The organism is Peptoniphilus sp. oral taxon 836 str. F0141, assembly GCF_000179335.1.
Lineage (GTDB): Bacteria > Bacillota > Clostridia > Tissierellales > Peptoniphilaceae > Peptoniphilus_A > Peptoniphilus_A lacrimalis.
This window is the reverse complement of record NZ_AEAA01000082.1, coordinates 1-7824: the sequence shown is the minus strand read 5'-3', so window position 1 is coordinate 7824 and position 7824 is coordinate 1. Positions and strand designations below refer to the sequence as shown.

General features: G+C 30.7%; 6 protein-coding genes. 4 read left to right on the top strand and 2 right to left on the bottom strand.

Annotated features, from left to right (window positions below; translation table 11 throughout):
- Window positions 1-122 precede the first annotated feature (122 nt).
- Window positions 123-1520: a beta-Ala-His dipeptidase gene (pepD, locus tag HMPREF9131_RS03745; protein ID WP_009345438.1), complete on the bottom strand. Its 1398-nt coding sequence runs from the start codon at window positions 1518-1520 to the stop codon at window positions 123-125.
- 9 nt (window positions 1521-1529) lie between these two features.
- Window positions 1530-2759 carry a tyrosine--tRNA ligase gene (tyrS, locus tag HMPREF9131_RS03740; RefSeq protein ID WP_009345437.1) on the bottom strand — a complete coding sequence of 410 codons (1230 nt, stop codon included), beginning with the start codon at window positions 2757-2759 and terminating at the stop codon, window positions 1530-1532.
- A 202-nt stretch (window positions 2760-2961) separates the two neighbouring features.
- On the opposite strand from tyrS, the gene HMPREF9131_RS03735 reads away from it, so the two are divergent.
- The 4 genes from HMPREF9131_RS03735 to tkt all read left to right on the top strand — a co-directional run bounded on the left by HMPREF9131_RS03735 (window position 2962) and on the right by tkt (window position 7350).
- Window positions 2962-4122, top strand: a complete 1161-nt coding sequence (locus HMPREF9131_RS03735) for an NAD(P)H-hydrate dehydratase (RefSeq protein WP_009345442.1) — start codon at window positions 2962-2964, stop codon at window positions 4120-4122.
- A gap of 53 nt (window positions 4123-4175) precedes the next feature.
- Window positions 4176-4520, top strand: a complete 345-nt coding sequence (locus HMPREF9131_RS03730) for a type II toxin-antitoxin system PemK/MazF family toxin (protein WP_009345439.1) — start codon at window positions 4176-4178, stop codon at window positions 4518-4520.
- A gap of 71 nt (window positions 4521-4591) precedes the next feature.
- Entirely contained in the window at window positions 4592-5389 is a 798-nt protein-coding gene (locus tag HMPREF9131_RS03725; protein ID WP_009345435.1) for a WecB/TagA/CpsF family glycosyltransferase, read from the top strand.
- Window positions 5390-5403: 14 nt separating this feature from the next.
- A complete protein-coding gene (gene tkt, locus HMPREF9131_RS03720) occupies window positions 5404-7350 on the top strand; it encodes a transketolase (RefSeq protein WP_009345436.1) in 1947 nt (648 codons plus the stop codon).
- Window positions 7351-7824 lie beyond the last annotated feature (474 nt).

Genomic DNA, 7824 nt, shown 5'->3' with positions numbered 1-7824 from the left:
TTTAATTTTTTTAATTGAAAAGAAGAAAATTGAAAAAATTAATAAAAAATTTTCAAACTAAAAAACCAAGGAGTTTTAAACTTCTTGGTTTTTTTATATTGTACTTAGTTTTTATATTATACTTAGTCTAATTCGTTAATTACTTTTACTAAGTGGTTATAAACTCTTTGTATTGAACCTAAATATGTTGTTTCTTTAGGGGTGTGAGCTCCTCTTACATCGGGTCCTAATGAAACTATATCTAGATTTGGATTTTTCTTATAAAATACTCCACATTCAAGTCCACCATGAATTATTGCTAATTCCATATCTTTGCCGTAACTTTCTTTGTAGGTTTTTTTAACTATTTCTCTTAAAGGAGAGTGTTCTTTATATTCCCATTCAGGATAATAGTTTATAAATTCATAATCTACATTGAAACCTTTAGATGCGTCCTTAAATATTTGTTCAAATTCTTCTATTAAAGATGATTTTATGAATCTCATAGAGTCTTTTACTAGATATCTACTTGTATCTTTTTCATATCTTCTGACTATAGCAAGATTGGATGAAGATTCTAAGAATTTTTTTGTATCATCTGTATATGATCTAAGTCCTGTCGGAAGACCTAATAGAAACTTTGCAAATTCTTTGGATGATTTTTCTGTTTGAATTTTTCCTTTGTATTTTTCGGTAGAAACTGTAATAGAAAAATCTCCGTCTAAGTCTTGGTATTTGTCGACGAGTTCATTTATTACTTTTTTTGCAATATCAGTATCGCAAGAAATTAATAGCTTTCCTTGTCTGGGAATTGCATTATCTTTTGTACCACAATCAATTTCTGCAATTTTACCATTTACTTTATCTATAAATTCAGCAATAATTTTAATCATATTGCCCCTATTTTTATCTATTTCTACCCCTGAATGACCGCCTTCAAGACCAGCAAATTCAAGTGATAAAATATCTTTGTCATAATCTTCATAGCTAGGGGTAAAGATTGCTTTATATTGTTCACCACCAGCTGCAGCCATTGTTAAAATTCCTTCATCTTCTGAATCTATATTTATGAGATAAGAGCCTTGTAAAAATTCTGCAGATACATTTTTTGCTCCGTGCATATCTGTTTCTTCTGAAACTGTTACTAAAATTGTCATTGGTCCGTGTTCTGTAGTTTCAGCTAGGGCAAAGGCAGTTGCAAGTCCTATACCGTCATCAGCGCCTAGTGTTGTGCCATCAGCTCTTAAAATATCACCATCATAAATAAGTTTTATTGGGTCTTTTAGAAAATCATGGTTGGAATCACTACTTTTTTCACAAACCATATCCATATGGGCTTGCAAGATTACTCTTTTTTTATTTTGACAGTTTTCTTTTGCAGGAACATCAATTTTAACGTTTAAAACTTTATCTTGCTCTGCCTTATATCCCTTTTCTTGGGCAAGTTTTACTAAATAGTCAGAGATTTCCTTTTCATTTCCTGAACCTCTTGGAATTTTTGCGAATTTTTCAAAATATTCAAGTACTAAATGTTTATCCATATAATCACCTCATTTTAAATTTATTTTATGGTATAATTTTTTACCTTTTCTCAAGATAATTTCATCATCTTTAAACTTATCTAAGGTAATTATTAAAGCTGGGTCAGTTATTTTTTCATCATTGATTGAAATTCCACCTTGATTTATAAGTCTTCTAGCTTCAGAATTTGTTTTTGAAAAGCCTATTTCTGTTAATATATTTAAAATGCCTATACCTTCTTGTAAGCTTTCTTTATTCATAAGTGTAGAGGGGATATTTTCTGCTGTTTTTTGACCTCCAAACATTGCTTTTGACGCTTCAAGGGCTTTTTTAGCTTCCTCTTCTCCGTGAACATCCTTAACTACTTCATAAGCTAAAACTTCTTTTGCCTTGTTTAGTTCTTGACCTTCTAATTTTTCATATTCTTTAATTTCATCCATATCTAAAAGTGTCAAAAGTTTTAAAAATTTAATTACATCCCTATCGTCAGTATTTCTCAAATATTGGAACATTTCATAGGGAGAAGTTTTTTCTTTTGATAGCCAAATAGCACCTTTTTCAGTTTTGCCCATTTTGACACCATTTGCAGTAATTAGCAATTTAAAAGTCATGCCGAATACTTTTTCTTCTTCTAATTTTCTAACAAGTTCATATCCGCCAATAATATTTGACCATTGATCAGAACCGCCAAGCTCAAGTTTTACACCATAATTTCTGTATAAGTGTAGAAAATCGTAAGATTGCATTAGCATATATGAAAATTCAAAGAATGTAAGCCCTTTTTCCATTCTATTTTTGTAGCAATCAAAAGTTAACATCCTATTTACTGAAAAATGAACTCCAATAGTCCTCATAAATTCTAGAAAATTAAGATTTAAAAGCCAATCACCATTATTTAAAATCATGCCTTTGCCATCAGAAAAATCAACAAATCTTGAAATTTGTTCCTTAAAGCATTTTGCATTGTGATCAATAGTTTGTCTATCCATCAATTTTCTCATATCATTTTTGCCTGATGGGTCACCTATAGATGTTGTTCCGCCACCTAAAAGTGCAACTGGAATATGTCCTTGTTTTTGCATATGTTGCATAACTCTAATTTGTAAGAAGTGGCCAAGAGTTAGTGAATCGGCTGTTGCATCAAAACCTATATAAAATTTAATCTTTTCTTTTTCCAAAACATCCTTGAGATTTTCTTCATCTGTAACAGAATCTATAAAACCTCTTTCTTTTAAAACATCAAATACATTTTTTGTCATAAATACCTCCAATAAAAAAAGCCAGGCATTGAAAGGACGCATTCGTGGTACCACCTTTCTTCGCCATAGGCCTTAAAGTCTAAAATACTCGACTCTGATATTGTAATTCGGCTAAAAGCTTACTTTATATCTTCTCCGTCTTTAATATGTTATACTAAAATTATACTAATAATATTTATTAAAGTCAAATGGAAGTGATCATATGTATGGAATAGATATATGTAAAATAAGTAGGATTAAAGATTTATTCGATAAGTATCCCAAATTTTTAGATGAATATTTTACTGAAAATGAGATAAATTATATTAGAAAGAAAAAAAATCCCTATGAAAGAATGGCGGGAATTTTTTCTGCTAAGGAAGCTATAATAAAAGCAAACGAAATAGATAAAACTTTTCCACTCAAAGAAATAGAAATTTTTCATGAAAATAAAAAGCCCTATGGTAAATTTAGGGGACAAAAATATTATCTGTCTATTTCTCATGAAAGAGATTATGCCATAGCTTTTGCCAAACTGATTGAAAATTATATAGAGATTGAAAAGGAATTTATCAATATTATGCCCAAGAGGGATAGTAATTCACATAAAGGGACTTTTGGCAAGATTGGAATTGTAGGCGGCAGTTTTGGCATGACAGGTTCTGTTTATTTATCTTCAAATGCTTGCTTAAAATCAGGGGCAGGTCTTGTTTATAATGTTGTAGATAAGGAAATTTTTGAAATTATGTCAATAAAATATATTGAACCTATTGCAAAGACCTTTGATAATAATGATGATTTAATTAAATTTTTAAATTCTCTAGATGTAGTTGCAATTGGTCCTGGAATGGGGACAAAGAAGGAAAAGATAGAAATTTTAAAAAGAGTTCTAAAAATTCAAAAACCATTATTAATAGATGCAGACGGTCTAAACAATTTAGTTTTAATAGATGAGCCTTTCAAGAACAGAAAGGATTTTCAAACAGTACTAACACCACATCCTCTTGAATTTTCAAGACTTACAGGACTTGATCCAAATTTTATAAATAATAATAGAGAAAAACTTGCAAAGGAATATGCAAAGAAAAATAAAGTGGTTTTAGTTTTAAAAGGAAGTGCAACTGTGGTAACTGATGGCGATAGAATCTATATCAATAAGAGTGGAAATCCCGGCATGGCAAGTGCAGGTTCAGGCGATGTACTGACAGGAATAATAAGTGCACTTTTAAAAATTTTTCCAAGCTTTGAAGCCGCAAAGGTGGGAGTTTATATTCACGGATTAGCTGGAGATTTTGCAAAAAATAGTTTGGGAGAAGTTTCAATGAGGGCAAGAGATATTATTAATTTTTTACCAATGGCATTTAAGTCCATTGACAAGAATTAAAAATACACGTATAATTATGTGGGAAAGTTTCTTTTAACCGAAAAGGTGAGAGTATGATGATAAAAAGAGGAGATATATTTTATGCAGACCTTTCGCCGGTTATTGGTTCTGAACAGGGTGGCGTTAGACCTGTTGTAGTAGTCCAGAATGATGTTGGTAACAAGTATTCTCCAACTATAATAGTAGCAGCTATAACGAGCCAACTTAATAAAGCCAAATTGCCCACCCATGTTAATGTAAAAGCTAAGACTGTACCGCTTCCAAAAAATTCAGTTATATTGTTAGAACAAATTAGAACAATAGATAAAAAAAGGTTGAGAGAAAGAATTGGCAGATTTGGCGAAGATGTTATGACCGTCATAGATGATGCTATAAAAGTTAGTTTGGGAATAAAATAATATTGTTTGGACATACATATTAGAGCTGTTTTTTCAACAGCTCTTTTTAATATGGAAAAATATTTCTAGCTATGGTAAAATCAATAAAGGTAAAGAGTAAAGGCAAGGTAATTATGGAAAAAGTAAGTATTTTCGGAATAAATATTTGTAATATTTCTTTTGAAGAAAATAAAAAAATTTTAGAGAAATTTTTAGAATCTGATAAACTTAATAGGATTTATACACCCAATACTGAAATTGTTATGGCAGCCAGGGAAGATAATGAATTAAAAAATATTATCAATAGTGGAGAACTGGTAATTTGTGACGGTATTGGTCTTATTTATGGTGCAAAAATCAGAAAAAAACCTTTAAAAGAAAGGGTAACTGGTTTTGATACCTCCATGGAATTATTAAAACTTGCCGATGAGAAGGGACTTAATTTATATTTTTTAGGAGGCAAGGAAGGGGTAAGCAAAAAAGCCTGTGAAAATGTTCAAAAAAAATACAAAAATTTAAAAGTTTGTGGTTATCACAATGGATATTTCCCTGGAAGTCATATGGGAGTTGATAATTCCGAAGAAGAGAAAAATATCATTGATGAAATAAATTCAAAAAATGTCAATATTATTTTTGTAGGTCTAGGATTTCCAAAACAAGAAATTTGGATTGACAAGAATTTCCATAAGATTAAAGCAAATATTATTATTGGTAATGGTGGAGTTTTAGATATTTTAGCTGGTCAAGCAAAAAGAGCTCCAAAAATTTTTATAAAATTAAATTTGGAATGGTTCTATAGGCTTATTACAAACCCGTCAAGATTTAAAAGACAGCTCGCCATTCCAAAGTTTTTAGTTTCAATATTATTAGATAAGAAAAGTGTACAATGATAAAAGGAGAAGAAATGAAAGATAGTTTAAATGTAAACACCATTAGAATGTTGTCAATAGACCAAGTGCAAAAGGCAAACTCAGGCCATCCTGGCTTACCTTTGGGAGCAGCACCCATGGCTTATGAACTTTTTAAAGACCATTTAAAAATAAATCCCAAAGATCCAAACTGGCACAACAGAGATAGGTTTATCTTATCAGCAGGTCATGGAAGCGCACTTTTATATTCGTTGCTTTATCTTTTCGGCTATGGACTTAGTCTTGAAGATTTAAAAAATTTTAGACAAATACTTTCAAAGACCCCAGGTCACCCTGAATACGGTCATACTGTAGGAGTTGACGCAACCACAGGACCACTTGGTCAAGGTATTTCTATGGCTGTAGGCATGGCACTAGCAGAAGAAAAACTTGGAGCATTATACAATAAGGATATAAAATTAATAGACCACTATACTTATGCCTTAGTAGGTGATGGATGCCTTATGGAAGGAATATCCAATGAAGCCTCATCACTTGCAGGAACATTAAATTTAAAAAAATTAATAGTATTATACGATTCTAATAATATAACAATAGAAGGTTCAACTGATCTTGCCTTTGCAGAAGATGTATTAAAAAGATACGATGCTTTGGGATGGGATACTTTTGAAGTTATGGACGGAAATAATTTAGAAGAAATTTCAAAGGCAATAGAAGATGCAAAGAAAAGCCCAAATCCAGCCATGATAAAAGTTAATACCAAAATAGGTTATGGATCACCTATGGCAGGTTCTGAAAAATCTCACGGTTCACCTCTAGGAATAGAAAATATTAAAAAGACCAGGGAATTTTTTAATATGAAAGATGAAGATTTTTATGTTGATGAAGAAGTCAAAGATAACTTTTCACAAATAATTAAAAATCTTCAAGAAAAATACCAAGAAGATAAGAAAAACGAAGAAAAATATAAGGAAAAATATCCAAAACTCTACAAGGAATATATTGAAAGCTTGGATAAATCAAAAAATATAGATTATGTAGATAAGGATTTTTATGATTCTTTCGATAAAGATATGGCGACAAGGCAAACATCAGGTAAAGTTTTAAACCATATAGCAAAGAAATGTAAATACTTATTTGGAGGTTCTGCAGATCTTGCCGGTTCAAATAAATCATCTTTAGATGGGGAAGAATATTTTTCAAAAGACAACAGATTAGGAAGAAATATAACCTTCGGAGTGCGTGAAAATGCTATGGGAGCTATAACAAATGGTATGTTATTGCATGGCGGTTTGAGACCTTATAATGCAACATTTTTAGTATTTTCAGATTATATGAAACCAACAATTAGGCTTGCAAGCCTTATGAATATACCAAATATTTATATATTCTCCCACGATTCTATAGGAGTAGGGGAAGATGGACCAACCCACCAACCAATAGAACACCTTGCAATGTTAAGGTCCATACCAAATTTAATAGTATTTAGACCAGCAGATGGAAGAGAAACTTGCGTAGCTTGGAACCTTGCAATGCAATCAAAAAATACTCCAATAGCCTTGATATTGACAAGACAAAACCTACCACAACTTGAAAATTCTTCATTAGATGCTAAAAAAGGAGCTTATATAATTAAAAAAGAAGAAGAAAAGCTTGAAAAAATTATAATAGCTACAGGCTCTGAAGTTCATCTTGCACTTGAAGCCACAAAAGATATGAAAAATGTAAGAGTAGTAAGTATGCCTTCAATGGAGCTATTTGAAGCACAAACTGCATCCTATAGGGAAGAAATTTTACCAAAGAAAATTAAAAAGAGAATCAGCGTGGAAGCATCATCATCCTTTGGTTGGCAAAAATTCACAGGTCTTGAAGGAAAAAATATTTCCATAGACACCTTTGGTATAAGCGCTCCAGCAAAGGAAGTTTATAAATACTTTGGCATAACGGTTGAAAATATAAAAAAAACAGTTGAAGAATTATAAAATAATAACTTTACAAATACCTTCATAATTGGGGGTATTTTTTTAATTAGTTACAATGATTATTTAGCAATTTAACTTGATTACGGACTAAATCTGGAATATAATTAAATAAATAGACATCAGATGTATGGTTAAAAATTTATGTTACCATACAAAATACAAAGATAAAAAATTAAAGAGGTCCATATGAAAAATATCTTTAAAAGATTGTTTTTAATTTCAATATGATCTTTATTGTGGATATATAAAAGAGCGAAGAAATCCAACATATGCTTGGGTATCATTTTATATTGTTGCTTCTACAATAACCGACCAAGTATGGTTGAAAGGCTTTGTAAATGGTAATGGATATTGGACTGAATCTCATGGAATTTAGGTGGTAATATGAACAATTTTGCAGTAATGTCAATAATTTCAAATTATTGTCTTCAAGCATTTTTTATAATTTTAAAGACTTTTTTAATTTATAAAATT

Excerpts from the sequence above, each read along its gene's own strand:
- pepD (WP_009345438.1), bottom strand. The coding sequence starts at position 1,520 with ATGGATAAACATTTAGTACTTGAATATTTTGAAAAATTCGCAAAAATT.
- tyrS (WP_009345437.1), bottom strand. The coding sequence starts at position 2,759 with ATGACAAAAAATGTATTTGATGTTTTAAAAGAAAGAGGTTTTATAGAT.
- HMPREF9131_RS03735 (WP_009345442.1), top strand. The coding sequence starts at position 2,962 with ATGTATGGAATAGATATATGTAAAATAAGTAGGATTAAAGATTTATTC.
- HMPREF9131_RS03730 (WP_009345439.1), top strand. The coding sequence starts at position 4,176 with ATGATGATAAAAAGAGGAGATATATTTTATGCAGACCTTTCGCCGGTT.
- HMPREF9131_RS03725 (WP_009345435.1), top strand. The coding sequence starts at position 4,592 with ATGGTAAAATCAATAAAGGTAAAGAGTAAAGGCAAGGTAATTATGGAA.
- tkt (WP_009345436.1), top strand. The coding sequence starts at position 5,404 with ATGAAAGATAGTTTAAATGTAAACACCATTAGAATGTTGTCAATAGAC.